28 protein-coding genes are annotated in these 25,913 nt (G+C 53.1%); 13 read left to right on the top strand and 15 right to left on the bottom strand.

The features are described 5' to 3' along the window. Positions 1–138: 138 nt before the first annotated feature. The 3 genes from URZ40_RS10270 to URZ40_RS10260 are packed head-to-tail and all read right to left on the bottom strand — an operon-like array spanning position 139 to position 1,978. Positions 139–681, bottom strand: a complete 543-nt coding sequence (locus URZ40_RS10270) for an acireductone dioxygenase (RefSeq protein ID WP_320720503.1) — start codon at positions 679–681, stop codon at positions 139–141. After that, positions 678–1,367, bottom strand: a complete 690-nt coding sequence (gene mtnC / locus URZ40_RS10265; protein ID WP_320720502.1) for an acireductone synthase — start codon at positions 1,365–1,367, stop codon at positions 678–680. Before mtnC ends, URZ40_RS10270 begins: the two co-directional genes overlap by 4 nt. Continuing rightward, complete coding sequence (locus URZ40_RS10260) at positions 1,364–1,978, bottom strand: methylthioribulose 1-phosphate dehydratase (RefSeq protein ID WP_320720501.1); 615 nt, start codon at positions 1,976–1,978, stop codon at positions 1,364–1,366. The genes mtnC and URZ40_RS10260 overlap by 4 nt, the downstream gene beginning before the upstream one ends. Positions 1,979–2,225: 247 nt before the next feature. Here URZ40_RS10260 and URZ40_RS10255 point away from each other — a divergent pair, with 247 nt between their 5' ends. Further along, positions 2,226–3,386: a pyridoxal phosphate-dependent aminotransferase gene (locus URZ40_RS10255; protein WP_320720500.1), complete on the top strand. Its 1,161-nt coding sequence runs from the start codon at positions 2,226–2,228 to the stop codon at positions 3,384–3,386. On the opposite strand, the gene URZ40_RS10250 is transcribed toward URZ40_RS10255, so the two are convergent. The 3 genes from URZ40_RS10250 to citR form a co-directional block, all read right to left on the bottom strand. Then, on the bottom strand, positions 3,387–4,013 hold the full coding sequence (locus URZ40_RS10250) for a ParB/RepB/Spo0J family partition protein (protein WP_316380504.1): 627 nt from the start codon (positions 4,011–4,013) through the stop codon (positions 3,387–3,389). Beyond that, a complete protein-coding gene (locus URZ40_RS10245) occupies positions 3,998–5,221 on the bottom strand; it encodes a phosphoadenosine phosphosulfate reductase (protein ID WP_316380503.1) in 1,224 nt (407 codons plus the stop codon). Before URZ40_RS10245 ends, URZ40_RS10250 begins: the two co-directional genes overlap by 16 nt. Positions 5,222–5,397: 176 nt before the next feature. Next, on the bottom strand, positions 5,398–6,297 hold the full coding sequence (citR, locus tag URZ40_RS10240) for a DNA-binding transcriptional repressor CitR (protein ID WP_316380502.1): 900 nt from the start codon (positions 6,295–6,297) through the stop codon (positions 5,398–5,400). A gap of 623 nt (positions 6,298–6,920) precedes the next feature. On the opposite strand from citR, the gene ahpC reads away from it, so the two are divergent. The 6 genes from ahpC to URZ40_RS10210 all read left to right on the top strand — a co-directional run bounded on the left by ahpC (position 6,921) and on the right by URZ40_RS10210 (position 13,652). Beyond that, on the top strand, positions 6,921–7,484 hold the full coding sequence (gene ahpC / locus URZ40_RS10235; protein WP_014882974.1) for an alkyl hydroperoxide reductase subunit C: 564 nt from the start codon (positions 6,921–6,923) through the stop codon (positions 7,482–7,484). Positions 7,485–7,725: 241 nt separating this feature from the next. Next, positions 7,726–9,291, top strand: coding sequence for an alkyl hydroperoxide reductase subunit F (gene ahpF / locus URZ40_RS10230; RefSeq protein WP_320720499.1), 1,566 nt, complete (start codon positions 7,726–7,728; stop codon positions 9,289–9,291). A 191-nt stretch (positions 9,292–9,482) separates the two neighbouring features. Beyond that, positions 9,483–10,058, top strand: a complete 576-nt coding sequence (locus tag URZ40_RS10225; RefSeq protein ID WP_320720498.1) for a molecular chaperone TorD family protein — start codon at positions 9,483–9,485, stop codon at positions 10,056–10,058. Beyond that, a complete protein-coding gene (locus URZ40_RS10220) occupies positions 10,055–12,331 on the top strand; it encodes a molybdopterin-dependent oxidoreductase (RefSeq protein WP_320720497.1) in 2,277 nt (758 codons plus the stop codon). The genes URZ40_RS10225 and URZ40_RS10220 overlap by 4 nt, the downstream gene beginning before the upstream one ends. Next, entirely contained in the window at positions 12,328–12,885 is a 558-nt protein-coding gene (locus URZ40_RS10215; RefSeq protein ID WP_080327917.1) for a 4Fe-4S dicluster domain-containing protein, read from the top strand. The genes URZ40_RS10220 and URZ40_RS10215 overlap by 4 nt, the downstream gene beginning before the upstream one ends. Beyond that, the gene (locus URZ40_RS10210; RefSeq protein WP_320720496.1) at positions 12,885–13,652 is read left to right on the top strand and encodes a DmsC/YnfH family molybdoenzyme membrane anchor subunit; all 768 of its coding nucleotides are present in this window, start codon (positions 12,885–12,887) and stop codon (positions 13,650–13,652) included. Before URZ40_RS10215 ends, URZ40_RS10210 begins: the two co-directional genes overlap by 1 nt. Before the next feature lie 39 nt (positions 13,653–13,691). Here URZ40_RS10210 and uspG read toward each other — a convergent pair whose 3' ends face one another. Next, on the bottom strand, positions 13,692–14,120 hold the full coding sequence (gene uspG / locus URZ40_RS10205; RefSeq protein WP_320720495.1) for a universal stress protein UspG: 429 nt from the start codon (positions 14,118–14,120) through the stop codon (positions 13,692–13,694). 181 nt (positions 14,121–14,301) lie between these two features. Between uspG and URZ40_RS10200 the strand changes: the two genes are divergently transcribed. Next, a complete protein-coding gene (locus tag URZ40_RS10200; protein ID WP_320720494.1) occupies positions 14,302–15,540 on the top strand; it encodes a zinc-dependent alcohol dehydrogenase in 1,239 nt (412 codons plus the stop codon). Positions 15,541–15,663: 123 nt separating this feature from the next. Here the strand turns inward: URZ40_RS10200 and rnk are convergent, their stop codons facing one another. Beyond that, entirely contained in the window at positions 15,664–16,074 is a 411-nt protein-coding gene (rnk, locus tag URZ40_RS10195; RefSeq protein WP_061098890.1) for a nucleoside diphosphate kinase regulator, read from the bottom strand. A 246-nt stretch (positions 16,075–16,320) separates the two neighbouring features. On the opposite strand from rnk, the gene URZ40_RS10190 reads away from it, so the two are divergent. After that, positions 16,321–16,938 carry a flavin reductase family protein gene (locus URZ40_RS10190; RefSeq protein WP_320720493.1) on the top strand — a complete coding sequence of 206 codons (618 nt, stop codon included), beginning with the start codon at positions 16,321–16,323 and terminating at the stop codon, positions 16,936–16,938. Here the strand turns inward: URZ40_RS10190 and rna are convergent. Both rna and dcuC read right to left on the bottom strand, forming a co-directional pair. Next, entirely contained in the window at positions 16,932–17,741 is an 810-nt protein-coding gene (rna, locus tag URZ40_RS10185; RefSeq protein ID WP_232935942.1) for a ribonuclease I, read from the bottom strand. The genes URZ40_RS10190 and rna overlap by 7 nt on opposite strands. Before the next feature lie 94 nt (positions 17,742–17,835). Further along, entirely contained in the window at positions 17,836–19,203 is a 1,368-nt protein-coding gene (gene dcuC, locus URZ40_RS10180; RefSeq protein ID WP_320720492.1) for an anaerobic C4-dicarboxylate transporter DcuC, read from the bottom strand. A 392-nt stretch (positions 19,204–19,595) separates the two neighbouring features. On the opposite strand from dcuC, the gene pagP reads away from it, so the two are divergent. Next, the gene (pagP, locus tag URZ40_RS10175) at positions 19,596–20,213 is read left to right on the top strand and encodes a lipid IV(A) palmitoyltransferase PagP (RefSeq protein WP_407065511.1); all 618 of its coding nucleotides are present in this window, start codon (positions 19,596–19,598) and stop codon (positions 20,211–20,213) included. 190 nt (positions 20,214–20,403) lie between these two features. Beyond that, entirely contained in the window at positions 20,404–20,613 is a 210-nt protein-coding gene (gene cspE, locus URZ40_RS10170) for a transcription antiterminator/RNA stability regulator CspE (RefSeq protein ID WP_002439184.1), read from the top strand. 219 nt (positions 20,614–20,832) lie between these two features. Here cspE and crcB read toward each other — a convergent pair whose 3' ends face one another. Beyond that, positions 20,833–21,216: a fluoride efflux transporter CrcB gene (crcB, locus tag URZ40_RS10165; protein WP_163330472.1), complete on the bottom strand. Its 384-nt coding sequence runs from the start codon at positions 21,214–21,216 to the stop codon at positions 20,833–20,835. Between the two features lie 67 nt (positions 21,217–21,283). On the opposite strand from crcB, the gene URZ40_RS10160 reads away from it, so the two are divergent. Together URZ40_RS10160 and tatE are read left to right on the top strand one after the other, a co-directional pair. After that, positions 21,284–22,072, top strand: a complete 789-nt coding sequence (locus URZ40_RS10160; RefSeq protein WP_320720490.1) for a deaminated glutathione amidase — start codon at positions 21,284–21,286, stop codon at positions 22,070–22,072. Between the two features lie 125 nt (positions 22,073–22,197). Next, entirely contained in the window at positions 22,198–22,398 is a 201-nt protein-coding gene (gene tatE, locus URZ40_RS10155; RefSeq protein WP_014882988.1) for a twin-arginine translocase subunit TatE, read from the top strand. A gap of 81 nt (positions 22,399–22,479) precedes the next feature. Here the strand turns inward: tatE and lipA are convergent, their stop codons facing one another. From lipA to ybeD, 4 genes are all read right to left on the bottom strand, one after another. Further along, positions 22,480–23,445 (bottom strand): lipoyl synthase, encoded by a 966-nt coding sequence (gene lipA, locus URZ40_RS10150; protein WP_028012333.1) that lies wholly within the window; start codon positions 23,443–23,445, stop codon positions 22,480–22,482. 207 nt (positions 23,446–23,652) lie between these two features. After that, the gene (locus URZ40_RS10145) at positions 23,653–24,606 is read right to left on the bottom strand and encodes a YbeF family transcriptional regulator (RefSeq protein ID WP_116341195.1); all 954 of its coding nucleotides are present in this window, start codon (positions 24,604–24,606) and stop codon (positions 23,653–23,655) included. 290 nt (positions 24,607–24,896) lie between these two features. Continuing rightward, positions 24,897–25,538 (bottom strand): lipoyl(octanoyl) transferase LipB, encoded by a 642-nt coding sequence (gene lipB / locus URZ40_RS10140; protein ID WP_316380497.1) that lies wholly within the window; start codon positions 25,536–25,538, stop codon positions 24,897–24,899. A gap of 95 nt (positions 25,539–25,633) precedes the next feature. Further along, positions 25,634–25,897 carry a DUF493 family protein YbeD gene (gene ybeD / locus URZ40_RS10135; protein ID WP_003858718.1) on the bottom strand — a complete coding sequence of 88 codons (264 nt, stop codon included), beginning with the start codon at positions 25,895–25,897 and terminating at the stop codon, positions 25,634–25,636. Positions 25,898–25,913 lie beyond the last annotated feature (16 nt).

The raw sequence follows: 25,913 nt of genomic DNA, 5'->3' as shown, positions 1-25,913 counted from the left end.
CAGATCAAGAGCCTGTCCAATGTGCATAAAAAAATCCGGAAACGGGTGAGCATTTCCGGATTCTTACACAGCCACTGGATCGGTCAACCGATCCTTAACTGATCGGCATTACAGCTATAGCTGCCGTTTTGCTTTTACCTATGCCAGCTTTGGATATGCATCCGCGATTGCATCACCCGTAAACTGGGCAACCCACCCTTCCGGGTTATCGAAAATACGAATGGCGGTAAAGTTCGGCTCTGAGCCCATATCAAACCAGTGCGGCGTGCCCGCGGGCACGGAAATCAGGTCGTTTTTCTCGCACAGCACCTGATACACCTCATCGCCAATGTGCAGGCAGAACAGCCCCGCGCCTTCCACGAAGAAGCGCACTTCGTCTTCGCCGTGGGTGTGTTCATTCAGGAACTTCGCGCGCAGCGCCTCTTTCTGCGGATTGTCGGCGCGCAGGCTGATTACGTCCCAGCTCTGATAGCCTTTCTCCGCCACCAGCTTGTCGATGGCGTGCTGATACGCGGCGATCACGGCCTCGGGCGCGGGATCCTGCCCTAAATCACGATCCGCGTCCCAGCGTTCAAAACGTACGCCTTTAGCGTTGAGCTGCTGGGCGATCTCGGCGGCGTCGGTACTGTGCCACTGGTGTTGACTGGCGTCTTTGTCGGAATAAATGGTCAATGCGCTCATGAAGGGATCTGCTCCGGATTAATCTCGTCAAACTGGTGGACCTGATGGTGATGGCTTGCGCCGTCATCATCGCCGCGAATCAGCTGCAGGGTGCGAAAACCTGCCTGTTCAGCCGCGTCCAGCTCCTGATGGATATCAGACAGGAACAAGATCTGCGACGGGGCGATGCCCGTTTGCGCCGCAATGTTTTGATAAGACTGCACCTCGCGCTTGGCACCGATGTGTGTATCAAAATAGCCGCTGAACAGATGAGTAATATCACCTTCGTCGCTGTAGCCAAATAACAGTTTCTGCGCGGCGACGGAGCCAGAGGAATATACATAGAGATCAATCCCCTGCGCTTTCCACTTTTCCAGCGCGGGCAGCACGTCCGGGTAGAGGTGGCCGGTAAAGTCGCCGTTCACGTAGCCGTCGTGCCAGACGATCCCCTGCAGCGCTTTCAGCGCCGTCGATTTGCGGTCTTCATCCATAAAGGCAAAAAGGGCCTCGATAAGCTCGCTGACGCTGGCGTGCGGGTTACCGATTTCATCACGCAGGTTGTCCAGAATGGATTTGACCGGCTCGGCGTACTGCTGCGCGGTCACGAAGGCCGCCAGCCGCTCACGCGCGTAGGGGAACAAAACATCATGGACAAAACGGATATCGCTGGTGGTCCCTTCAATATCCGTCACAATCGCGCGAATCATACTCTCTCCAGTTGTCGTAAACGCATTTCGCATTCAAATAAGAATTCTAGTCCTTCCAGATGACGCCGGGCTTCGGCCACGTCGCGTCCCCAGCAGGTTAAGCCATGGCCGCGCAGAAGAAAACCATAATTAAGCGGGCGTTTCTGTGCGTAATGGGCGATTCGCGAGGCGAGGGCGTCAATATCCTGGTCGTTATCAAAGACCGGGATAGCCACCGTATCCAGATGCGTGGTCTGCCCGGAGAGGGACTTTTGCATCTCGAAACCGCTGATGTTCAGCTCGGTATCTTTGACCAGACGCGACAGCACCGTGGCGTTAACGGTATGAACGTGCAGAACGGCGTTGGCCTGCGGGAACAGGCGATAGATGAGAGTGTGCAGTCCGGTTTCCGCCGACGGTTTTCGACCGGACGGCGCGCGGTTGGTGGCGATTTCAACCTGCAAAAAATCTTCCGTCGTCAGGCTGCCTTTGTCCTTGCCGGATTCGCTGAGCCAGCACAGATGTTCGTTCTGACGCACCGACATATTGCCGCCGGTGGCGGGGGCCCAGCCTTTGGCGCCGATCCAGCGGCAGGCGTCGACCAGATGCGTGAGTTGCAGGTTGTCTGTCATTTCCTTTTACCCTCTCGGTCAGGAATATTCATATGGTTTATACCCGTCATACTTCAAGTTGCAGGTGCGTTGGCTGCACTCACTCACCCCAGTCACGTACTTTTGTACGCTCCCGGGGATTCATTCCCTTGCCGCCTTCCTGCAACTCGAATTATTTAGGGTATAGACGTCTAAGCGTCTTGATTGCCAAAGACTAACATCGTGTTATAGTGGCAGCAACATAAGTATTACAAGCAGGCACAACAAAATGAGCAATAACGCATTGATCCCGAAGAGTAAACTTCCCGGTCTCGGTACCACCATCTTTACGCAGATGAGCGCCCTGGCGCAGCAGCACAACGCCATTAACCTCTCGCAAGGGTTCCCGGATTTTGACGGGCCAGGCTATTTGCAGGAGCGCCTGGCGTACCACGTTGCGCAGGGGGCGAACCAGTATGCGCCGATGACCGGCGTGCAGGCGCTGCGGGAGGCCATTGCGGATAAAACGGCGGAGTTGTACGGCCATAAGCCCGATGCGAACAGCGAGATCACGGTGACGGCAGGGGCGACCGAAGCGCTGTATGCGGCCATTACCGCGCTGGTGCGTGCGGGCGATGAGGTGATTTGCTTTGACCCGAGCTATGACAGCTATGCGCCTGCGGTTGAACTTTCCGGCGGCGCGGTGAAACGCGTGGCGCTGCAGCCGCCGCATTTCCGTCCGGACTGGCAGGCGTTCACGGCGCTGCTGAGTGACAAAACCCGTCTGGTTATTCTGAATACGCCGCACAACCCGTCGGCGACGGTGTGGCAAAAGGCCGATTTTGCCGCGCTGTGGCAGGCCATCGCCGAACGTGAAATCTATGTCCTGAGCGACGAGGTGTATGAGCACATCTGTTTCGCGAAAGAAGGGCACGCCAGCGTGCTGGCTCATCCGCAGCTTCGTGAACGCGCCGTAGCCGTCTCGTCATTCGGTAAAACTTATCATATGACCGGCTGGAAGGTGGGGTACTGCGTGGCACCCGCCGCCATCAGCGCTGAGCTGCGCAAGGTGCACCAGTACCTGACGTTTGCCGTTAATACTCCGGCTCAGCTGGCGCTGGCGGATATGCTGCGCGCTGAACCACAGCACTATCGCGACCTGCCGGATTTTTACCGTGCACGCCGGGATCTGTTTGTGACGGCGCTGGGCCAAAGCCGCCTGGAAATTTTGCCGTCTGAAGGAACCTACTTCCTGCTGGCCGATTACAGCGCCATTTCCGATTTGGACGACGTCAGTTTCTGCCAGTGGCTGACGAAAGAGGTCGGCGTGGCTGCCATTCCGCTGTCGGTGTTCTGCGCCGATCCCTTCCCGCACAAGCTGATCCGTCTCTGCTTTGCGAAGCAGGAATCGACGCTGCTGGCCGCGGCGGAGCGTCTGAACACGCTCTGATTATTTCACCGTCCAGGCTTCTGAGTAACGGCGGTCTGCAAACAGCTCCAGCAGGCCGTTGATTTGCTTGAGGCGCAAGACTTCATCGCTGTCCATTCCCAGCTCCTTGCTTATTTTCTCGTCATTCCAGCCAAGCTGCACCAGTTCGCGAACGATCTCCGACATTGCGTTAATCTGGTGTCGACCCCGCGCCCGGTTGTGCCGAATGGTTGCGGCCATACGGTTATGTTTATCCTGTCGGTCCTGGCGTAGGCAGGTGACGGGGAGGTATCCCTTAAGCTGGTGCTTCAATGCCGCCCGGTTTTTGCCAATTTCATGCCGATGAAATCCATCCACAATTTCGTAATGTTGCGGTTCGCTTTCGGTCACAACAATTGGCTGGGTGAATCCATCAAGTTCCAGGGATTTGCTGAGCAACCGTTTTTCCGGCGGGGCCACATTATTGGGATTGTAATTGTTGGCGGTAATAGCGTCCTGTTTGATCCACAGTACGCAGTCGACAGGCTGATCGTAAAACGGGCTATTTTTGTGTAGTGCCTGGCGAAAGGCATTAATGGCGTTTATTCGATCCTCTTCGGGAAGAGACTGAAGATATGTTTCGATATCGTTGATTATTCTTTGTCGCATAAAATGCCCCACTCCTTGCGTTTAGCCTTCACCCTGTCGCTGTAGCGCTGATAATGTTTGGGTTTATTTGGGCTGAATGACAGTGCTCTGCACCAGTAGTCGTTATTCAGTAAAACCTTACAAATACGGCGCCACGAGGGAATGTCTTTGGCGCCGATATCGCCTTCCTGGGTATCGGGGATATCCTCCATGCCTCTCTTCTGATACCAGTGCAGATAAACGGCGATTTTATTGCGGTAATGCTCAGCCGTATTTTGCGGCATGCTGTTGATAAGCAGCATGGCGTATTCGCGCCAGCAGAGATGGTCCGGTTTGAGTATTTTGCGGTGACCGTAAAAATGGTTGTCATGCCCTGCGTAAATTCCTCCGCTGCGTACGCCGCTGACGCGCTCGCACATCATTGCCCAGCGTTCGGGTTCTACAACGTGGTAGAGCCATAACCCCTGACGCTGTTCCGGGCCAAAGGGTTCGCAGATGCGCATGTAGCGTGGCGGCACGCCGGCCTGAAACATCAGGTCATAGAGTGGGTTATAGCAACTCCCCGATTTGGCGAACCAGGTCCAGATATCGGCGGTTTTCCAGTCGTAGAGAGGGTAGATATACCAGGCATGCCCCCCCGGCGCGATGGTCGTCCAGGGTTTATCGTCGGCAAACCGCTGCTTTCGTGCTGAAGCGATAGCCAGAAAGCGGTTGTAGGATTCATCGGCACGAATACCAATCAGTACGGCCGCCGGGCGGTTGCGTGAATACCAGTCGGAGAAACTGCGAACAAAGACTTCAAACGTCATGCCTGGCTGGTAGAAAGGAAAAAAGGCGGGATCGGTTACTGCATCTTCAGGAGGCTGGCGAACCCACCGGGTGCCCGGTTCCCAGCATTGCCACTCTGGCTGAAATTGCGACAGGGAATTTTGCGTTGTCAGGGGGAGGGCCACCCACCAGAAATGGTCAATGACATCGCTGTACAATTCGCGCATATGTTCAACGTGGGCGATGGTATAAGAAAATTGCGCTTCCCAGTCGATAAACAGCACATCTATTTTTGTTTTCATCTGTCGCGCCCGAAGGGCAACCAGATGCAGCATGACGGTGGAGTCTTTACCGCCAGAAAAAGAGACACAGGTTCTGGGTAAATTCTCGAGAGTCCATTTTATTCGTTCCTGAGTCGCACTAAGAACATCCTGGTGCAGGGGGTACTTATAAATTGACATGTGCATTCTCATCCTGAGTAATTAATGCCGGGCTTAAGTGTCAATACTAAGGTGAGAATTATATCAGTCAAATAATAAATAAATGTATAAAGTTAATGCCGATTGTTTCTATAACGAGGGTGTATGTTTCAGTAATATCGTGGCTCGGCATTCTCAGCGAGAACCACGATAGTTATTCATGGGAACGTTATTTCTTCAATAAAACTCGCGAATGCTGAGCTATTCAGTGCGGAACGATTATACATCATGTAAATATCAATGCTGGGGAATTGAATATCAGTTTCTACTTTGCGCAGGTTGAGTGCCTGGCCATATTGCTCAAAGGCCGGGGTTGGCGCTAATCCGATGAGGTCCGATGAACTGATCATCGATAACAGAGAAATAAAGGAATCACTACGATAGACAACATTCCTTTCGGTTAAAATGTTTTCGGCTTTTTCCTGATAGTCTTTGACGCTGTTCTCATCGCTCAGGTAGGCGGTAAAACCTTCATTGAGGACCTCTTCACGGGTCGGATTTCCGCTCAGGCGGGGATGGCCCTCACGACAAACAAGGACAAAGGGAAGCTGGTAATACAGCGTGCTGGCGACAGAACGGCTGTTAGAGGAGGCAAAAGAAAATACCAGGTCAGCCTTGCGGTAGGCTAAGAGATCTTCAGCAGAGTCAGGCGCAAGAAAAACATCATGTAATTCAATGGAGTAATTGTACTTATCCATCAGCAGCTTCATAGGGGCAAGCATCGTTTTGGTGCTCATAAACTGCGGGCAGTAAATGATAAAGTTCTTCTTTAACCCGCTGCTGTGCATGATATTGATGGTCTGCTCAAGCTGATTCAGGTTTTGCTCAAGATGATGGTGCAGATTGACCCCGACCGTAGTCGGCGTGATCCCCTTACCTGAACGAATAAACAGCGGATCGTTGAGCTGTCCGCGTAAACGCTGCAGCGACTGGCTTACCGCAGAAGGTGTAATATAGAGTGTCTCAGCGGCTTTACTGATACTCAGATGTTGATAAATGCACTCAAAAATGACCAACAGGTTGAGGTCGAATTTTTTAAGATCGTAGAGGTTTGCCATTTTTCGTCCTGATGATGTCGTGTTTGCTGTGGTTATCACATCACTGATAACTATAGTTTGAAGTTAACCATTTACAATCCTTTCGGTTAACTCTCTTAATTTTAAATTAAACTCACCTTAATATATCACGGCGTCAGATTATTAAAATAGCGCTTCAAAGATGATTAAGATAATTTTATCTTAGAAAGTGAGGTGAAGAGCTTAAATGACAATTGTCATTTATATATCGAGGTATTTTTATCATAAAAAGAAATTTATAACGCCCCGAAATGATGTTCGATACTGCCTATCACAGCCATAGGCAGAAATGCCTCTGTTATGGATTGCTCAATCTCTGCACGGGTGGTGTAATCAAACCGCTGTTACCGCCTTGATATTAAGGGTTGTAGAGCGCAACGCAACGCCAGCTTCGGCTGGTACTGAATGTACCTGCGGGGAATTCAGGTATCAGGGCCGCCCGTCGAGGCGGCCTTTTTACTTTTGGCGTTTCCTTTAAAAGGTTCACCTTACTGTCTTGTTGATGTTGTTAGGTTTGGCTGATTGATTTGATAAAGCATACGCATTAGCCCCGATGAAGAAAGTTGGTTACCTTACATCTCAACGAAAACACGGAGGAAGTACAGATGTCTTTGATTAATACCAAAATTAAACCTTTCAAAAACCAGGCGTTCAAAAACGGTGAATTCATTGAAGTCACCGAGAAAGATACCGAAGGCCGCTGGAGCGTGTTCTTCTTCTATCCTGCTGACTTCACCTTTGTTTGCCCGACTGAACTGGGTGACGTGGCAGACCACTACGAAGAACTGCAGAAGCTGGGCGTCGACGTTTACTCTGTCTCTACCGATACCCACTTCACCCACAAAGCGTGGCACAGCAGCTCTGAAACCATCGCGAAAATTAAATACGCGATGATCGGCGACCCGACTGGCGCCCTGACCCGTAACTTCGACAACATGCGTGAAGATGAAGGCCTGGCCGACCGTGCAACCTTCGTGGTTGACCCGCAGGGCATTATTCAGGCTATCGAAGTTACCGCTGAAGGTATCGGCCGTGATGCTTCTGACCTGCTGCGTAAAGTGAAAGCGGCTCAGTACGTGGCTTCTCACCCAGGTGAAGTGTGCCCGGCGAAATGGAAAGAAGGCGAAGCGACCCTGGCGCCATCCCTGGACCTGGTCGGCAAGATCTAAATTTCCGTCGTCTTTCACGCCATAGCTGCGTTGGCGTCGCCTGCTCACCCCGGTCACTTACTTCAGTAAGCTCCCGGGGATTCTCAGGCTAGCCGCCTTGCTCTGACGCGAAATACTTTGGAAGTTGTTTCAGTTATGGGCGCTCCCGCGCCCATTTCATTCCAGCACCATGATGCAAGTTGCATTCAGGCCGCCCCTATAAGGCAGCTTGCATGATGACGTCTTAAGAGAGGGAAGAACCATGCTCGACACTACGATGAAAACCCAGCTCAAGGCTTACCTTGAGAAACTGACCAAACCTGTTGAGCTGATTGCCACGCTGGACGACAGCGCGAAATCGGCAGAGATCAAGGAACTGCTGGCAGAGATCGCTGAACTGTCACCGAAGGTGACCTTTAAAGAAGATAATACGCTTGCCGTCCGTAAGCCTTCTTTCCTGATCGCTAACCCAGGCTCTGACCAGGGGCCGCGCTTTGCCGGCTCTCCGCTGGGACATGAATTTACCTCGCTGGTGCTGGCGCTGCTGTGGACCGGCGGTCATCCGTCTAAAGAAGCGCAGGCGCTGCTGGAGCAGATCCGCGATATCGACGGTGATTTTGAGTTTGAAACCTATTACTCGCTCTCCTGCCACAACTGCCCGGACGTTGTGCAGGCGCTGAACCTGATGTCGGTTCTGAACCCTCGCATCAAACACACGGCGATTGACGGCGGTACGTTCCAGAACGAAATCACCGAGCGCAACGTAATGGGCGTTCCGGCGGTGTATCTGAACGGTCAGGAATTTGGGCAGGGGCGTATGACCCTGACCGAAATTGTTGCCAAAGTGGATACCGGCGCGGAAAAACGCGCGGCGGAAGCGCTGAACCAGCGCGATGCGTACGACGTACTGATTGTCGGCTCCGGCCCGGCGGGTGCGGCGGCGGCGGTGTACTCTGCGCGTAAAGGGATCCGTACCGGCCTGATGGGCGAACGCTTTGGCGGCCAGGTGCTGGATACCGTAGACATCGAAAACTACATTTCCATGCCGAAAACCGAAGGCCAGAAGCTGGCGGGGGCGCTTAAAGCGCACGTCAGCGACTACGACGTGGACGTGATCGACAGCCAGAGCGCCAGCAAGCTGGTTCCGGCAGCGGTTGAGGGTGGATTACATCAGATTGAAACCGCGTCCGGCGCGGTGCTGAAAGCGCGCAGCGTGATCGTTGCCACCGGCGCGAAATGGCGCAACATGAACGTGCCGGGTGAAGATCAGTATCGCACCAAAGGCGTGACCTACTGCCCACACTGCGACGGCCCGCTGTTCAAAGGTAAACGCGTGGCGGTAATCGGCGGCGGTAACTCCGGCGTGGAAGCGGCTATCGACCTGGCGGGGATCGTTGAGCACGTGACGCTGCTGGAGTTCGCGCCAGAGATGAAGGCCGACCAGGTTCTGCAGGATAAAGTTCGCAGCCTGAAAAACGTTGATATCGTCCTGAACGCGCAAACCACGGAAGTGAAGGGCGACGGCAGCAAAGTGACCGGGCTGGAATACCGTGACCGCGTAAGCGGCGACGTTCATAGCGTTCAGCTTTCGGGTATCTTCGTACAAATTGGCCTGCTGCCAAACACCACCTGGCTTGAAGGCGCGATTGAGCGCAACCGCATGGGCGAGATCATCATCGATGCGAAATGCGAGACCAGCGTGAAGGGCGTGTTTGCCGCAGGCGACTGCACCACCGTGCCGTACAAGCAGATCATCATCGCCACTGGCGAAGGTGCGAAAGCGTCCCTGAGCGCGTTTGACTATCTGATCCGCACCAAAACCGCATAATAAAAGAAAGCAAGACGATACCTGCAGTAGCCACCTCATCATGGGGTGGCTTTTTTTTTAGGTTTTTTTTACCCTCAATTATCCTCGTTATTGACTACTTCATGCGTTAATTACCTGCTTCGATCAAAGAAATTAATAAGTCTGCTGATAATATCTCGTCGTTTTCCCGTCGATAAATATTTATATTTAACATGAATGATAAAGATATATTCACCTCTTCAATATATGAGGCGTTAACCTCTTTTGAAATAAAGGGGCTAACGTTTCGCGATTTTTTTAACGCGGCGGATACAACATCGCGATGCGCCTCGTTACACCTTTTATTTCCGGAGAGTCGAGCCTGGCAGCAGGATGAGGCGTTAGAGGTTGAGTATGACTTCAACGCTCTGTTTGTCGGCCCTGCGATGCTGCTGGCACCGCCTTATGCCTCGGTATATCTGGATGAGGAGCCGCTGCTGATGGGGGCCACTACGCTTAGAGTGCGCGAATTCCTGCAAAGCATTGGGCTGTTCGTGACGGAGGAGAATAGCGTTCCCGACGATCATATCAGCTATGAAATGGAGCTGGCGGTGATGCTCTCCGTGCATGCCAGACATTCCCCGCAATATCACGATGCACTTACTCGCTTTGTACGCGGCCATCTCGAATTATGGCTCCCTGCGTTTATCACAAAAATAAATGATTGTGCACAAACTTCCGCAATGAAATGTCTCGCGTCGCAACTGACTAATTGGTTTGATGAATTAAAAACGAGAGTAATATTATGAGTATTGATAAAGGGCAGCTAAACCGACGCTCCTTTTTAAAAGGACTGATTGCGCTGGGTACCGTCGCCGCATTACCCGGCGGATTATTATCATCCCGATGTGCCATGGCACAGCCTCCCATTCCGTTTAACCCGAAAACCTACAAAATTTTCCGTAACGCTTGCCCGCGTAACTGCTACGACACCTGCAGCTTAAAAACCTGGGTCAAAGATGACGTTATCACCTTTGTCGACGGGGCGAGCGAGTCCACGTTTACGCACGGCGCGCCGTGTGTGAAAGGGCTGACCTACCCGCGCCGGGTCTACTCCCCGGATCGTATTAAATACCCGATGATTCAGGATGGTCGCGGCAGCGGTAAATGGCGTCGCATCTCCTGGGATGAAGCCATGCAGCGCATTGCCAGCAAAATGCTGGAGATTAAAAAGAAAGACGGCTCTATGCTCGGCCTGGCGCTGTCGAAATACTCCGGCAACCTGGGCGTGATGAGCTATGCCGTGGAAGGAATGATGTCTTCTCTCGGTTACACCACGCGGTTTGCCGGTACGCCATGCTGGCCGGCAGGGATCGATGCTCAGCACTACGACATGGGCGACATGTGGTGTAACGACCCGGAAGATCTGGTTAAAGCAAAATACATCATTATCTGGGGCGCAAACCCGGCGTGGTGCTCCATGCACACCATGAAGTACATCTATCAGGCGCGTGAGAAAGGGGCGAAAGTGGTGGTCATTGATCCGCTGTTCTCGCAAACCGCCGCGAAAGCCGATCTGTATTTGCGCGTGCGCCCAGGCTCAGACGGTGCGCTGGCGCTGGGGATGGCGCGCCATCTGCTGGATATAGGCCGCGTCGACCAGGAGTTTGTGAATAACTTCGCGCACGGTTTCCCGGAGTTCGAGCAGTATCTGCGAAGCAATATCACCGTTGAGTGGGCGTCTGAAATCTGTGGCCTGTCGGCAGACGTAATTCGCCAGCTGGCGGAAGAGTTCACCGCGGTAAAACCTGCCACCGTCTGGATCGGCTACGGGATGCAGCGCCACGTCAACGGCGGGGCGAACGTGCGCGCCATTGACGCCTTCGTTGCCATGACCGGCAACATCGGTGTGGAAGGCGGCGGTGCCCGCTACGGCCATCTGCAGACCTGGGGCTACAACTACCATGCGATGACGCAGAAGCCACCGGTCGGGTCTGTTGGCATGGTGGGCGAAAGCGGCCCGGTAGGCGAGTTCGTCAGCGACAGCGGCGAAAAGAGCCACTACTCCGACCGCGCGCTGAACCTGAACCAGACCGCGCAGAGCATTCTTGATGCCAACGATCCGCCCATTCGTATGCTCTGGGTGGCGTGTAAGAACCCGTTTGCCCAGGACTTTGACCGCAACAAAATGGAAAAAGCCTTCAGCAAGCTGGAGATGGTGGTCTGCGTCGATCAGTTCTTCAACGAGACGGTGCAGCATGCCGATATCGTGCTGCCGGTGACCACGACCTTTGAGCACTGGAACCTGTCGTCGTCTTACTGGCATTACTGGCTGTCGGTGAATGAACCGGCCATTAAGCCGATGTACGAATGCAAGAGCGATCTGGATATTGCCGTGCTGCTCTCGCGTACCATCAACAAAATGGAGCCGGGCTCCTGTACCTTCCCGCAGGACATTGACCAGAAAAAATGGCTCGACCTTGAGTTTAATGAGGGCATGGCGAAACAGTTCGGCATCCACTCCTGGGACGATCTGCTGGATGGGCCGGTGAAAGCCAAAATGGTCAGCTCTGCAGCCTGGCACGACCGCAAGTTTAAAACGCCATCGGGCAAGTATGAGTTCCTCTCTGAGCTATGTGAAAAGAACGGCCATAAAGCGCTGCCGGAGTATATGCCGGCCGCAGAGGGCAAGCTGCCGTTCCATCTCTTCACCCCGCACTTGCAGTACGGCCTCCACTCTCAGTTCGTCAACCTCGACTGGATGCAGGTCTTCTGGCCGGAGCCGTTTGTCTATATCCATCCTGCCGCTGCGCAGAAGAAGGGCATTCGCGAGCTGGCAAAAGTCCGCGTGTTTAACGACGTGGGCGAAGTGGAGCTGCGGGCGAAGATCACCACCAACGTGCCGGAAGATTTCCTGGTGATGTATGAGTCCTGGTTTAACAAGCTTAAGTACAACGTGCAGAACGTCGTGAAAGATACGCCAGCCGATATGGGCAAAATGGCAACCGGTGCACCTGGCGCGGCGATCCACAGCCAGTTTGTCGACATTGCCCTTATCGCGAATGAAGGAGCAGACGCATGAGACGCGCATTTTTAGTAAACAGTGATAAATGTATTGGCTGCCGCGGATGCGCCATGGCCTGCAAGAGTTTTAACCAGCTTGAGCCGGATCGTTTCTGGCGCTATGTCTATCCGCTGGATAAAGAAATTTATCCGCATGAGGAACGTGCGTTTTTCTCGCTGGCCTGTAACCACTGTGAAAACCCGGCCTGTCTGGCGGCGTGTCCGGTGGAAGCCTACACCAAACGTGATGACGGCGTGGTGGTGCATAACCCTGAACGCTGCATCGGCTGTAAAAACTGCATCCGTAACTGCCCGTACGGCGCCCCGCGCTTTAATGAGGAGACGCAAAAGGCTGAGAAGTGCAGCATGTGCTATGAACGTCTGGATATCGGAATGGCCCCGGCCTGCGTTAACGCGTGCCCGGTCGGTGCGCTGACGATTATCGATCTGGATGCCGATCCGCTGCCGAACAATGCTGTGCAGTATCCGCCTGGCTTCCCGAAGATGCCTCAGCTTAATCCGGGTACGCGCTTCATTCTGGCCCGTCAGCCAAAACAGCCGGGGGATAAATAATGGAAAAGTATGAATTACCGCTCGTTATCTTTACCGTGCTGAGCCAGATGTCCGTCGGGATGACGCTGCTCCTGACCTGGCGCACGCTGCGTGGCGAAGTCATTGGCAACCGCATGCACTGGCTGATTACCGGGCTGATTCTGGGCGTGGCCTCCGTCGCCGCGGTGCTGCATCTGGCGCACCCGGAACACGCTTACAATGCGCTCATTAACCTGAAGCATGCCTGGCTGAGCCGTGAAATTCTGGGCGCGACCCTCTACGGCGCCATGATTGGGCTGGCCTTCCTGAGTAAGGGGAACAAAGGCGCGGCGCTGCTGGCGTCCCTGTTCGGGATCCTGCTGGTGGTGGTGCAGGGGATGACCTACGCGGCACCGGCGATGCAGGCTATTGCCAACGGCATCACCATGATGCTGTTCTTTGCGACGGTCTGGGTGATGGGCTGTGCCGCAACGCCGCTGCTTGGGCTGAAAGCATCAAACGCCGCGCTGCGCCAGGGGATTATCGCCCTGATGGCGCTGCTGATTGCCGCGCCGGTGATGTGGCTCAGCGGTGGCACTATCATGAAGATGACCGCTCACGCCTGGCTAAGCTCGCCGCTCTATCTGGGCAGCCTGCTGTGCTGCGTCGTGGGAGGCGTGTTGTCGATGAAGCGCCAGCCGATGCAGAAAGCGGTGTTTGCGCTCCTGCTGGTGAGCGTGGTGCTCAGCCGTCTGACCTTCTTCGGCGATACCGTCAGCACCATCGTCAATATTGGTCACCTGTACTGATAAACAAAACCCCGCGAAAGCGGGGTTTTTTGTTGGTATTTACCGGACCACCATCACCGGAATGTGGGTATGGCGGATCACGCTGGAGGCGTTCGACCCCAGCAGGTGAGTGGTAATGGAAGGATTACGTGAACCGATCACCACCACGTCTGCATCCAGCTCCGCGGCCAGCTCATTGACGGCATCGCGCACGCTATCGAACCGGACGTGGGTTTTGATGCGGGAAGGGTCGATGCTGAAATGCCCGACCATGGTCTGCAGGCGCGTCTCGGCTTCGTGCTGTAAATGCTCCTCAAAGCGACGCACGTCGGCGGCAAAGCGGTGCAGACTCAGGCTGGCAGAGCCCGGTAAGACATGTAAAAGATGAATAATTCCGTCCTGCTGCGCGAGAAATTCCGCGTGGCGCACAGCCTTGTCGCTCAGTTCCATTTCGAAAACATCAACCGGCATAATGATTGTCTTATACATAACCGTTTCTCCTTGTTTATAAACGCTGGATACATTCAACCACAAAATATGAATGGTTTCTGTAAGCGCTTCGGCACTTTTCCTCTCTCGCCAGGATAAATCTCAAAAGGCGCGTATTTCCCGGCAGACATTCAGAGGTAGCTACCCTTTATAAACTTACCTGAAACCTTTCGGAGGTTGCATGAAAGCACTCACGTATCACGGTCCGCACCATGTTCGCGTCGAGAATGTCCCCGATCCCATCATTGAACAGCCCGACGATATCATCCTGCGCGTCACGGCCACGGCGATTTGCGGCTCCGACCTGCATCTCTATCGCGGAAAGATCCCAAAGGTGCAGCACGGCGACATTTTTGGACATGAATTTATGGGCGAGATCGTCGAGTGCGGTCGGGAGGTGAAGGATCTGCAAAAAGGCGATCGCGTGGTGATCCCCTTTGTCATCGCCTGTGGTGACTGCTTCTTTTGCCGTCTGCAGCAGTACGCGGCCTGTGAGAATACCAATGCCGGGCAGGGCGCCGCGCTGAACAAAAAGCAAATTCCCGCGCCGGCAGCGCTGTTTGGCTATAGCCATCTCTACGGCGGCGTGCCGGGAGGACAGGCGGAATATGTGCGTGTGCCGAAAGGCAACGTCGGACCGTTTAAGGTGCCGCAGCTGCTCTCCGATGATAAGGCCCTCTTCCTGTCTGATATTTTACCCACCGCCTGGCAGGCGGCAAAAAATGCGCAAGTTGAAAAAGGCTCCAGCGTCGCCGTTTTTGGTGCCGGTCCGGTGGGGTTATTGACTATAGCCTGCGCGCGGCTGCTAGGGGCTGAGCAGATCTTTGTTATCGACCATCACCCCTACAGGCTGCGGTTTGCCGAGGCGCGTTACGGCGCCATCCCCATCAACTTCGATGATGATAACGACGCGGCGGAAAAGATCATTGAGCAAACCGCCGGGCAGCGGGGCGTCGATGCCGTCATTGATGCCGTCGGGTTCGAAGCCAAAGGCAGCACAACGGAGACGATCCTCAGCAACCTTAAAATCGAGGGCAGCAGCGGCAAAGCGCTGCGCCAGTGTATCGCTGCCGTCCGGCGCGGCGGGGTAGTCAGCGTACCCGGCGTGTATGCCGGGTTTATTCATGGCTTCCTGTTTGGGGATGCCTTCGATAAGGGGCTGACGTTTAAGATGGGCCAGACGCACGTCCACGCCTGGCTGGGAGAGCTGTTACCGCTGATCGAAAAAGGGCTGCTGACGCCGGAAGAGATTGTGACCCATTATCTCCCCCTGGCGGATGCGGAGCGTGCCTATAAGATTTTTGAAAAACGGGAGGAGGAGTGCCGGAAGGTGATTCTGGTGCCCGGCGCAGAAACGCCTGAGGCCGCCGAGCAAAAAGTGAAGGGCCTGGTGAATGCGTTCCCGGGCGGCGTCGTGTGAGGTCACTCGCCAGTGGCGTTCAGGATACTGTCCCGGGTTGTAGCACAATCGGGTGAAGATGTTCGGAAAGAGGATGCAGGCGCATCCTCTGTGCAACGCGGGTCGCGTTTGTTCAGAATGACATTAACGCAGGTAATCGCCCGCAGCTTCTGGCTGGTAGAGCAGCTCCAGCACTTCCAGATGGGTGGAGGCACCGCCCGGCAATTCCCAGTGGATAGTATCGCCCGTGCGCAGCCCCAGCAGCGCGGCTCCCACTGGAGCAAGAACCGAAAGCTGCGCGCTGCTGTCGGTCATCTGAGCCGGGTAAACCAGCGTGCGGGTCAGCTCTTCACCGGTGGTGAGGTTGCGGAATTTCACCTGGCTGTTCATGGTGACCACGTCATGCGGCATGGACTCTGGCGTGCACATCTGCGCGCGGTCGAGCTCCTCATTCAGGGCGTCGGCCACCGGAAGTGAGGCGAATTCTGCTTTTTCCAGCAGTCTGTCGATACGTTCTGCGTCGAGCTCGTTGATGATAATTGTAGGTCTGGACATTTTTTACTCCATGTCGTTAATGCTGCGTCTAACGCAGAAACCAATCCAAAAGAAAACCCTCGCCGTCTGGCAGCGAGGGTTTTACTCTCCCGATGATACTGGCTGAACGGGCAAGTTTGAAGTGATGAAAGTCACATTCATGGGCCATATGAATTTTTGCTGAAATTTATTCAGTCTTCATTCCTGACGGATTGCGTTACGCTGTGTGTCCTGAATCAGGGCGTTGCCCGCCAACGAGAGAGAACTATGTACTTCTACCAACCGTCTCAGGGTCACGGCCTGCCGCACGATCCGCTGAACGCCATTATTGGTCCACGTCCGATCGGCTGGATCTCCTCATGCGATAAGGCCGGGCAGCAGAACCTCGCGCCGTATAGCTTCTTTAACTGCTTTAACTATCGCCCACCGATCATCGGCTTTTCCAGCAACGGCTGGAAAGACAGCGTGCGTAATATTGCTGAAACAAAGGAGTTTGTCTGGAACCTGGCGACGCGGGATCTCGCTGAAGCGATGAATCTAACCTCCGCCACGCTTCCTCACGACCGGGATGAATTTACCTTTTCGGGATTAACGCCTGCCGCAAGCCAGCTGGTGAGCGCTCCCCGCGTGGCGGAAAGCCCGGTCAATTTTGAGTGCCGCCTGTCTCAGTGCATTCAGCTTACCGGCGCCGACGGTACGCCGGTGGATACCTGGCTGGTGCTGGGAGAAGTGGTCGGGATCCATATTGCCGAAACGCTGCTGGAAGAGGGGATATACCAGACGGCGAAAGCGCAGCCCATCCTGCGAGCGGGTGGGCCGACGGCTTACTATGGTATCAGTGACGAACACCGGTTCGACATGGTGCGCCCGACGGTGGATCAGTAACCGGCTTTATCAATGACAAATTGTTTTCCGCAGTTGCCTGGATGCGGCTGCGGGGCAAAGGATGCCGCAGAAAGCGGGGCGTTAATGGTGTCTGCTTTCAGCGAAATCTGCATCTCGGTCAGATACGCAGGATTACCGTTGCAGGTCAGCTTGAAGGCTTTGATATTTTCCTTGCCCCAGGTTTTGGCAACAGCGCTGTCAAAATCACTCCGGCTGACGGTTTTACCGTAATTTTCCGCAAGGAAATGACCGACGGCGCTGTTTTTCATTTCCTGATTCATTCTCACCATGGTGCCGAAATAGGCGTCGGGATCAAAACCAAAGCAGACGCCATGTTTGGCATATTCGTACCGTTCAAGACAGGAGTTTCCACCCGCGCCCGGCATGACCTCGTTCAGCTTAGCCGCGCCGGAGAGCGACAACCCTGTTTCGGCGGCAGCACACTTGCGGCTGGCCTTCACTTCCGGCATGTTCGGGATGGGACGCGTGGCGCAGCCAAATCGCATCCAACGACGTTCATCCACGCCGCGTGCAGCTATCGATTTTGGCAGGCCTGGCCATAATCCGTGAACGGTCAGAAAATCGGTTTTATTATCGCGCTCTTTTTGCAGACGACATTCATCCGGTTCATTGCGGTTACGCTCAACCATGCTTTGACAAAACCCCGTTTGCCAGGACAAAGCCAGCACATAGCGATCGAAATCGCCGTACTGCGTGGCCTTGAGGGGTTCGGCCTGTGCTGAGAAGAGACTGAGTGCAAGCGCTGCTGCGCCAGACGGGATAACGATATCCTTCCTGAACATGTGATTTCCTGATTGGTTGTGCGCAATTCATTTTTGTGGGTTATTAAAGCACAAAAAGCGCCCGCAGGCGCTTTTTGGCAATCAGGAATTTAACTTAGGCGGCGCCGGGAACCAGCACTTCGGTAGCAATAATGACGATGACCAGGCCAACCAGCACCGGTACTGACGTGCGTTTCACCACTTCAAACGGCGAGATTTTTGCCATCCCGGCAACCGCAACCACCACGCCTGAGACAGGCGAGATGGTACGACCCAGGTTTGAGGCCTGGAGCATGGGAATGGAAAGATAAGCCGGATTGATACCGGACGAGTGAGCCAGCTTAGGGATCATCTCAACGAAGGCGTAAAATGGCGCGTTACCCGAACCCGTGGTCATTGCTGCCAGCATGGTCAGTACCACCAGGACCAGCATCAGGATAATACTGGCTGAGCCAAACGAGGTGGCGATGGAGATCAGGCTCTGGATAAAGCCAATCGTGCTCAGGCCCTGGGCAAAGACGCCCGCCGCAACCAACAGCATCACCACGCCCGCGAAGGCATCCGCCATACCGCGATATGCCACCTCAAGGCCGGAGAAGACTTTTTGCGTGTTGAAACCGCGTATGAACTCCAGCACAGCAGCCAGCAGCATGCAGATAACCAGAATAGTAATAATGTGCAGCTGTGGGCCCCATTTTCCGTCAAAAATGAGCACGCCGATAATCGGCGTGAACGGCAGAATGGCATAGAACGCAGGCGCGGTGGTGGTGATTTCGCTTACATCCATCATTTCATGGCTAATGTTCTCTTTCTTATCGAGATAGCGCTGCCAGAAGAAATGCGCGATACCCATTCCCACAATGGCGACAATCGAGATTGGCAGCGTGGTCTTAAAGGCGAAGTCGATAAGCGACATTTCGGCTGCTTTCGCCGCCAGCACCACGTCACCTGACGTAGGGGAGAGAATAATGGCCGCCGGGGAAGCGCAAATTGCCGCCGCCGCCCCGCGGCTGATGCCCACGTTCACCATCACCGGGAACAGCGTGGCCATTAACAGTACGCCAAGCCCGGTTGCCGATGAAACGGCCAGCGACATCAGGCAGGCGAGGAAATAGGCGGCAACCATCAGCAGATACGGCGAGTTAATGTACTGCAGGGGTTTCGAGGCAAGCTTCACAACCATGTCGTTCGCGCCGATATGGGTCATATAGGCTGCAAAACCGCACAGCATCATGATCATCATACCCAGATCGCCACCGCGGCTCATGAGCAGTATTTTAATATATTCAACAATATCTGTGGCGGTGTAACCCGTGCTGGCTGCGCTGGCAGGTAAAATCTGATGACCCATTACTGCGCTGATAATCAGCAGCGTTAACCCACCAACAAATAAAACGCCTGTGGCTGAGTATCCTTTGATGATGTAACGCGCTACACCCACAATGACGACGACCCCAATTAGGAGCTCGATAAACGTAAGCATGATTTCCCCTGTATCTTTATGCCCTGAGATATAAAAAATTAATATAAAAAGAAGGATGAAAATGTGCCGAATTAATGGCCTGTCCTTGCTGATTAAAATCAATAAACAGACGACTAACGAACAGCATAACAGCGTTTTTGCCGTGGCTCAGGCATTTATGTCATAAGGATCTTGACCGTCAAAGATAGCGTAACATGTCTATCTAATGATAACAAAATGTTAAGATTTTGTGTGATCTGGCCCGTTAATCCTGGAGACGGTTAACGGGCAGTAGGCATACATAGTATGGGTTTATTCAGCGTGTGCAGAACTCCGCTTTAAGAATATTCCCGAAAAGGGGCCTGATATTTAAGAGTAGCGCTGATGCTGTTAAGGCTTGGTTCAATTATTTTATGGTAAACTTTGCCTCGAATATCAAGAATGGTAATTGCATTGTGAGTGTACGTAATACTTTTTTCTCTATTTTATTGTTTATTATTGGTCAGTTAACGTTTTCTTCTGTTGTACAGGCAGAGGACAACGCGACGGATAAAGGCTGGTTCTCTACTTTTACGGATAATGTATCGCAGACCTGGTCAGCACCTGAACATTATGATCTCTATGTTCCGGCAATAACGTGGCACGCGCGCTTTGCTTACGACAAAGAGAAAACGGATAAATACAACGAGCGTCCCTGGGGCGCGGGTTTTGGGCAGTCGCGCTGGGATGAAAAAGGAAACTGGCATGGCATCTATCTGATGGCCTTCAAAGACTCCTTTAACAAGTGGGAACCGATTGGTGGCTACGGCTGGGAAAAAACCTGGCGTCCGTTAGCGGATGAGAACTTCCACGTTGGTCTGGGCTATACCGCCGGGGTGACCGCGCGCGACAACTGGAAGTATATTCCGATCCCTGTGTTGCTGCCTCTGGCCTCTGTTGGCTATGGCCCTGCAACGTTCCAGATGACCTACATTCCGGGGACATACAACAACGGTAACGTTTACTTCGCCTGGATGCGTTTTCAGTTTTAACTGACATAACGTTACATGGTGGTGAAAAAACGCGCAGTCGTTGATTCATAAGCGATAAAAATCTGCCAGTGAAAATTAACGCGACTTTAGTCACTTTTTGTCAAAGATCCGCTGGACAAAAGGTCCCACAATTGATGTACTGGTAACCGACACAGCATTTGTGTCGTTTTTTAATGTAAAGGTAATTTTGATGTCTAAGATTAAAGGTAACGTTAAGTGGTTTAATGAGTCCAAAGGATTCGGTTTCATTACTCCTGAAGATGGCAGCAAAGACGTGTTCGTACACTTCTCTGCAATCCAGTCTAATGGTTTCAAAACTCTGGCTGAAGGTCAGCGTGTAGAGTTCGAAATCACTAACGGTGCCAAAGGCCCTTCTGCTGCTAACGTAATCGCTCTGTAATTCAGACGCGTCAGCAAGAATTTCAAAACCCGCTCATTGAGCGGGTTTTTTTCGTTATGAATCAGCCAAGCAGGTACATTTTCAGGAAGCTGGCCACGATCAGTACGCTCAACAACACCATGCCTGCGCTCATCAGACTCTGTTTCATTCTGTCACCCTCGTTCAGTATTGCCTCCAGAGTGACAGAGAAAAATTAAGCCAACATTAACGCTCCGGCAGTTAATGCGTGCTGACAGAGGAAAATAACCAAAATGCGATCCCGGTCATCGCGAAGGATCCGATCATGTTGATGGCGATATTCACCAGCGCCCAGCCGATACGACCTTCCTGAAAGAGAAAAACCGTTTCCGCAGAAAAGGTTGAAAAGGTGGTCAAACCGCCGCAGAAGCCGGTGGTAATCAAGACTTTCCACATGGGATCGATGTGCGTCATCCGGTTAAACCAGGCCAGGCCCATACCAATGATAAAAGCACCAATCAGGTTGGCGGCCAGCGTCCCCATTGGAATCGCCTGATGCAGCGGATTAAAACGCATACTCAGGAACCACCTCGCAACGCTCCCTGTGCCTCCACCAATAAAAACAGCTAAAAGGAGTTGTAACACGCTAAATACCTGCTATTTGATGTGTAAGAGTAGCGAGTTTAACGCTGTTTATGATGAGGGGACAAATATGTATGTTGCGGTAGGGCAGTTTGCAGTCACGCCTGACTGGCGGGTTAACGCAGTGCAGTGCGTTAACCTGATGATGCAGGCCCGACGGAAAGGGGCGTCGCTGCTGGTACTTCCTGAGGCGCTATTGGCAAGGGATGATAATGACCCTGATTTGTCCGTGAAGTCCGCGCAATCCCTTGACGGCGAATTTTTACAGCAGCTGCTTGCCCAGAGCGTGGGCAGTAAGATGACCACCATCTTAACCGTGCACGTTCCCTCAACGCCGGGTCGCGCAGTAAATACGCTCGTGGTTATCCGTGACGGTGCAATTGTTGCGCGCTATGCCAAGCTTCATCTCTATGATGCGTTCAGCATTCAGGAATCGCGACGCGTTGATCCGGGAGATGTTGTCCCACCGCTCATTGATATCGACGGGTTTAAGGTGGGGTTGATGACCTGTTATGACCTGCGTTTCCCGGAGCTGGCCCTGCATCTGGCGTTGCAAGGGGCGGACGTGCTGGTATTGCCTGCCGCATGGGTTAAGGGGCCGCTAAAAGAGCAGCACTGGGCAACGCTGCTTGCGGCACGTGCGCTGGACACGACCTGCTATGTCGTTGCCTCCGGAGAGTGCGGCAATAAAAACATTGGACAGAGCAGGGTGGTTGATCCGCTGGGCGTCACGATTGCCGCCGCAGCGGAAGCGCCCGTTCTGCTGATGGCGGAGATAATTTTAGAAAGAATTGCGCTTGCGCGTCAGCAATTACCTGTTCTTCGCAACCGACGCTTTGCGCCACCGCAATTATTGTGATGTTTTTTTCAACAATGCTTGATTCACCTTGTTACAGATTGCTATTGTGTGCACGCGCCAAATGACCGTTAATACAATCGGGTTTTGGCGCTGAATGCAGCCTGTTTTATGTAAAGAAGGTATCTATGGGTGAGATTAGTATTACCAAACTGCTGGTGGTTGCCGCACTGGTCGTCCTGCTGTTTGGTACCAAGAAGTTACGCACGCTGGGTGGTGACCTGGGGGCTGCCATCAAAGGCTTCAAGAAAGCGATGAACGACGATGACGCAGCCGCGAAGAAAAGCGCTGAGGACATCCCGGCAGAGAAGCTTTCCCACAAAGAGTAACGGCAGTGCCTGAGGGCTTGCGAAAAAAAACCGGCTCATGAGGCCGGTTTTTTTGCATTACTGTAAATGAATATTACGGTGTTATTTGACTTCTTCACCCTTCGCCTGCATGTCCGCGTGGTAAGAAGAACGAACAAACGGACCGCACGCTGCGTGGGTAAAGCCCATCGCCAGCGCTTCGGCTTTCATCTCGTCAAACTCATCCGGGCTGACGTAGCGCTGAACCGGCAGGTGGTGACGGCTTGGCTGCAGATACTGACCGAGCGTCAACATGGTCACACCGTGGCGGCGCAGATCGCGCATAACGTCGATGATTTCGTCATTGGTTTCGCCAAGGCCGACCATCAGACCTGACTTGGTTGGAATATGCGGATGCGCTTCTTTAAAGCGCTCCAGCAGCTTCAGAGACCAGTTATAGTCTGCGCCTGGACGCACCTGACGATAAAGACGCGGAACGTTCTCCAGGTTGTGGTTAAACACATCTGGCGGCGTTGCGGTCAGGATGTCCAGCGCGCGATCCATACGGCCGCGGAAGTCGGGAACCAGCGTCTCGATTTTGATATTTGGGCTTTTTTCGCGAATGGCAGTAATGCAGTCGGCGAAGTGCTGAGCACCCCCATCACGCAGATCGTCACGGTCAACGGACGTGATAACCACATAACGCAGCGCCATGTCGGCGATGGTTTGCGCCAGTTTTTGCGGTTCGTTGGCATCGGGGGCCACCGGGCGGCCATGAGCTACGTCGCAGAATGGGCAGCGGCGGGTACAGATGGCACCCAGAATCATAAACGTCGCGGTGCCGTGATTGAAACATTCAGCAAGGTTCGGGCAAGAGGCTTCTTCACAAACTGAGTGAAGGCCGTTCTTACGCATCGCCGCTTTGATCCCCTGGATACGCGAAGAGTCGGCCGGAAGTTTGATTTTCATCCATTCCGGTTTTCTTAACAGCGCCTCGCGCTCTGTAGCCACGTTTTTAACCGGGATAAGGGCCATTTTATCGGCATCGCGGTATTTAACACCGCGTTCCATCACAATGGGTTTACTCATAGCGTGCGTGTTCCAGTTGCGAATATCGAAGGAAAGCGTTTCAATTCAAGGGAATGTTGTATTTATCAACTATTTTTGAACGAACGACAGGCAGTATATCATTGAAAGGGGCTTTAAAGCAGCCTGTCAGGTCGCCAATTTGTAAAATAGTTGTTGTTTTGTGCGTTTTGCCCTGCAAGCGGCAGGAACGTGTACTGGCACGCTTTGTCAGAAGGCCTGACGGATAATGCGGATGACGTTTTCCAGCACCGGATCGCGCAAGCTGAGTTTGTTGTAATGCAGTGAAATCTCGATAGATTCTGCATTGAGCTGGCTGAGCGGGATGCTCTCCAGCGGCCAGCATTTCCGCAGCAGGTTATACAGGCGTGAAGGCATGATGCACAGCATATCGCTGCTGCCGATCAGGGATGCGGTGGTGAACATATTGTAACTGCTGAAGCTGATCTGACGTTCCGGGAAAATTTCATCAATACGCTGACGCAGGGCATGGTTTGACTGTCCTTCGGTCATGAAAGACGAGTGGTCGTAGTTGCGCAGGTTCTCAATGGTTAACGGCTCGCTGAGAGCGGGGTGCTGCTTGCGGCAAACCAGCACCAGGTTATCCGCGTAAAGCACATTTTGCCCCAGCGCCCGGGCACTAAAGCTGCCGCTTTCAATAACCAGATCCGTCTGGAACTGAGCAAGCTGAACGTCAGGTTCGTTGAGAGGCACATTGCGAAGCAGAAGCTGTGGCGCATGCTCTTTTACAGCCTGGAAGATCGCAGGCATCACCAGCACGCCGACAGAAGGAGAACAGCCGATGGTAATGGTTCTCTGTTTGTCATAGCTTCCGGTTAAATCCAACGCACCCAGAATCGACTCCAGCCCCTGGCTAATGTATTCGTGGAGATGTGTTGCATAGGCCGTCGGCGTGACGCCCTGACCCTTACGGATAAATAAGGGATCGGGAAATATAGCCCGTAACTTTTGAATTGACTGGCTTATTGCAGACGGCGTGAGATTAAGAATTTTCGCAGCGTTAACGATCCCCTTATGGACATATACTGCCTCAAAAATAGTCAGTAAATTGAGGTCAATATTACGTAAAGTCCGAAAAATTTGCGGCTTGTCTTCGCCACCAGGGTCATTCAGGCGTTTGGCTGGTAAATTATTATACTCCACGCTTTCACTCCGTATACATTCACAACATGAATGATAGTTGAATTTATTTATTATGCTTGTAGAGATTCGTAAAGTGTTGGTTTTGTTCCACTTGTTTATCAAAAACAAACAGTTGTGTGATTATCACTCAAGTTACTTAGCCTGTGTATGCCGTGCTGTCCGGAGGCTAAATAATATGTAACGGCAATATTCGGGCGCTTCGAAAATATAGAATCTGCGGTTTATTGTAAAGCGTAAAAGCGGTAAATAAACAGTGGCCCGTCAAATTATCGGGCCGCCTGGAAGATATATTAAGCAGGGATATATTCGTGTGGGGGATTGTTAAGTAGTGCTAACATGTTCTTCAGAAGCACGGGGCGTATATTCCCCGGCGTAGCGGTGTCGACCCACTGGCGCATTTGCGTCATTTCCATGCCGGCGTAGCCGCAGGGGTTTATGCGCTGGAAAGGCGTAAGATCCATATTAATATTCAATGCCAGGCCGTGGAAGGAACAGCCTTTACGAATACGTAGCCCCAGAGAGCAGATCTTCATTTCGCCAACGTAGACGCCCGGCGCATCGGCACGCGGATGCGCGTCAATACCATATTCCGCCAGCGTGTTGACGACGGTTTGCTCCAGCAAAGTGACCAGCTCACGCACGCCAAGCTTTCTGCGCTTCAGATTAAGCAGGACGTACATGACCTGCTGACCCGGGCCGTGGTAAGTCACCTGTCCGCCACGATCGCTCTGGATCACCGGGATATCGCCCGTCATTAATAAGTGTTCCGCTTTTCCCGCCTGGCCCTGCGTAAATACCGGCAGATGTTCGACCAGCCAAATCTCATCAGGGGTAGCGTCATCGCGTGAATCGGTGAACTCGTGCATAGCCTGGGAGACAGGCTCATAAGGTTGCAGCCCGAGATGACGGACCAGAATTTTATCCTGATACAAAACGCGTCTCCGAAGACGAGGAACAAAAGATGAGGGGGGAGTATATCACAGCGGGGGAGAGGGGTTACCCGGTAAACCGGGTAACCGCAAAGGGACTACAGCACCATACGAACAATTTCGATATTGCCGAGCTCTTCGTACAGCGTCTCAACCTGCTCGATATGTGTAGCAGTGATGGTAATAGAAACCGAGTGGTAGTTGCCCTTGCTGCTTGGTTTTACTGACGGAGAGTAGTCACCCGGCGCATGGCGCTGTACCACTTCAACCACCTGATCAACCAGCTCAGGTTTCGCCAGACCCATTACTTTGTAGGTAAATGGGGTAGGGAATTCAAGCAGTTCGTTAAGTTTGGTTTTCATGTCAGCTCCGGCGTAA

Source organism: Enterobacter sp. 296B2 (genome assembly GCF_034106185.1).
Classification (GTDB): Bacteria; Pseudomonadota; Gammaproteobacteria; order Enterobacterales; family Enterobacteriaceae; genus Enterobacter; species Enterobacter cloacae_N.
Note: the sequence above shows the minus strand (reverse complement) of the source record. Positions and strands in the feature narration are given on the sequence as shown.

What these genes read in the sequence shown, in the direction of transcription:
- URZ40_RS10270 (WP_320720503.1), bottom strand. Translation starts at nt 681, where the DNA reads ATGAGCGCATTGACCATTTATTCCGACAAAGACGCCAGTCAACACCAG.
- mtnC (WP_320720502.1), bottom strand. Translation starts at nt 1,367, where the DNA reads ATGATTCGCGCGATTGTGACGGATATTGAAGGGACCACCAGCGATATC.
- URZ40_RS10260 (WP_320720501.1), bottom strand. Translation starts at nt 1,978, where the DNA reads ATGACAGACAACCTGCAACTCACGCATCTGGTCGACGCCTGCCGCTGG.
- URZ40_RS10255 (WP_320720500.1), top strand. Translation starts at nt 2,226, where the DNA reads ATGAGCAATAACGCATTGATCCCGAAGAGTAAACTTCCCGGTCTCGGT.
- URZ40_RS10250 (WP_316380504.1), bottom strand. Translation starts at nt 4,013, where the DNA reads ATGCGACAAAGAATAATCAACGATATCGAAACATATCTTCAGTCTCTT.
- URZ40_RS10245 (WP_316380503.1), bottom strand. Translation starts at nt 5,221, where the DNA reads ATGTCAATTTATAAGTACCCCCTGCACCAGGATGTTCTTAGTGCGACT.
- citR (WP_316380502.1), bottom strand. Translation starts at nt 6,297, where the DNA reads ATGGCAAACCTCTACGATCTTAAAAAATTCGACCTCAACCTGTTGGTC.
- ahpC (WP_014882974.1), top strand. Translation starts at nt 6,921, where the DNA reads ATGTCTTTGATTAATACCAAAATTAAACCTTTCAAAAACCAGGCGTTC.
- ahpF (WP_320720499.1), top strand. Translation starts at nt 7,726, where the DNA reads ATGCTCGACACTACGATGAAAACCCAGCTCAAGGCTTACCTTGAGAAA.
- URZ40_RS10225 (WP_320720498.1), top strand. Translation starts at nt 9,483, where the DNA reads ATGAATGATAAAGATATATTCACCTCTTCAATATATGAGGCGTTAACC.
- URZ40_RS10220 (WP_320720497.1), top strand. Translation starts at nt 10,055, where the DNA reads ATGAGTATTGATAAAGGGCAGCTAAACCGACGCTCCTTTTTAAAAGGA.
- URZ40_RS10215 (WP_080327917.1), top strand. Translation starts at nt 12,328, where the DNA reads ATGAGACGCGCATTTTTAGTAAACAGTGATAAATGTATTGGCTGCCGC.
- URZ40_RS10210 (WP_320720496.1), top strand. Translation starts at nt 12,885, where the DNA reads ATGGAAAAGTATGAATTACCGCTCGTTATCTTTACCGTGCTGAGCCAG.
- uspG (WP_320720495.1), bottom strand. Translation starts at nt 14,120, where the DNA reads ATGTATAAGACAATCATTATGCCGGTTGATGTTTTCGAAATGGAACTG.
- URZ40_RS10200 (WP_320720494.1), top strand. Translation starts at nt 14,302, where the DNA reads ATGAAAGCACTCACGTATCACGGTCCGCACCATGTTCGCGTCGAGAAT.
- rnk (WP_061098890.1), bottom strand. Translation starts at nt 16,074, where the DNA reads ATGTCCAGACCTACAATTATCATCAACGAGCTCGACGCAGAACGTATC.
- URZ40_RS10190 (WP_320720493.1), top strand. Translation starts at nt 16,321, where the DNA reads ATGTACTTCTACCAACCGTCTCAGGGTCACGGCCTGCCGCACGATCCG.
- rna (WP_232935942.1), bottom strand. Translation starts at nt 17,741, where the DNA reads ATGTTCAGGAAGGATATCGTTATCCCGTCTGGCGCAGCAGCGCTTGCA.
- dcuC (WP_320720492.1), bottom strand. Translation starts at nt 19,203, where the DNA reads ATGCTTACGTTTATCGAGCTCCTAATTGGGGTCGTCGTCATTGTGGGT.
- pagP (WP_407065511.1), top strand. Translation starts at nt 19,596, where the DNA reads ATGGTAAACTTTGCCTCGAATATCAAGAATGGTAATTGCATTGTGAGT.
- cspE (WP_002439184.1), top strand. Translation starts at nt 20,404, where the DNA reads ATGTCTAAGATTAAAGGTAACGTTAAGTGGTTTAATGAGTCCAAAGGA.
- URZ40_RS10160 (WP_320720490.1), top strand. Translation starts at nt 21,284, where the DNA reads ATGTATGTTGCGGTAGGGCAGTTTGCAGTCACGCCTGACTGGCGGGTT.
- tatE (WP_014882988.1), top strand. Translation starts at nt 22,198, where the DNA reads ATGGGTGAGATTAGTATTACCAAACTGCTGGTGGTTGCCGCACTGGTC.
- lipA (WP_028012333.1), bottom strand. Translation starts at nt 23,445, where the DNA reads ATGAGTAAACCCATTGTGATGGAACGCGGTGTTAAATACCGCGATGCC.
- ybeD (WP_003858718.1), bottom strand. Translation starts at nt 25,897, where the DNA reads ATGAAAACCAAACTTAACGAACTGCTTGAATTCCCTACCCCATTTACC.